The organism is Limosilactobacillus balticus (genome assembly GCF_014145615.1).
GTDB classification, from domain to species: domain Bacteria; phylum Bacillota; class Bacilli; order Lactobacillales; family Lactobacillaceae; genus Limosilactobacillus; species Limosilactobacillus balticus.
Genome location: NZ_JACIVH010000007.1, coordinates 1 through 642 on the forward strand (window position 1 = coordinate 1; position 642 = coordinate 642).

Annotated in this window: 1 protein-coding gene; it reads right to left on the reverse strand. The window is 43.8% G+C overall.

Annotation, left to right across the window (positions count from 1 at the left end; translation table 11 throughout):
* On the reverse strand, positions 1-642 hold a 642-nt coding region (locus tag H5S10_RS00015), incomplete at both ends, for a mucin-binding protein (protein ID WP_407657682.1).

Below are 642 nucleotides of genomic sequence, written 5' to 3' on the forward strand. Positions count from 1 at the left end.
TTGGTACCGGTTCATTTGGCGTTACCTTAGTTGGATCACTTGGATCAGTTGGGTATTGTGGGGTTGGTACATTTGGAATTGGATTTCCATCTGGGTCAACTGGCACAATCTTACCATTTGGTACGTAGGTAACAGTAGCTTCTTGATCACCCATTGTTACCTTTTGACCATCAACTCGCGCCCAATCAGCATGGTAACCGTCAACAACTGGCGTTACAACACTGTTGTAGTTATCCTTGTTGCTTACCCATTCAGTGGAGCTAATAATCTTACCAGTTACATTATCAACGGTAATGGAACGTGTCCATTGGGCATTTTGAACATTGTCAGCTGGGTTGTTGTTTCCGGCGCCTACATAGTGAACCGTAAATTTAACATCCTTACTGTAGTCAACATCTTCATTTGTGACCTTTGGCCCCCCTGGGTAGTTAGGGTTAATTGGTTCACCTGGCTTACCAGGCTTATCTGGCTTAAAGGTGGTTGTACCGTGCTTTAAGACAACCTTATAAGTTTGCGTAGTATTATCATCATTATCAAATACCGCCCCAGCTGGGAAACCATCACTGACAAGAACATAGCCTTGGTTCTCAAGTTCCTTGATTTGATCAGCTGTACTGTAATCAATGGCGCTACCTGGCTTAC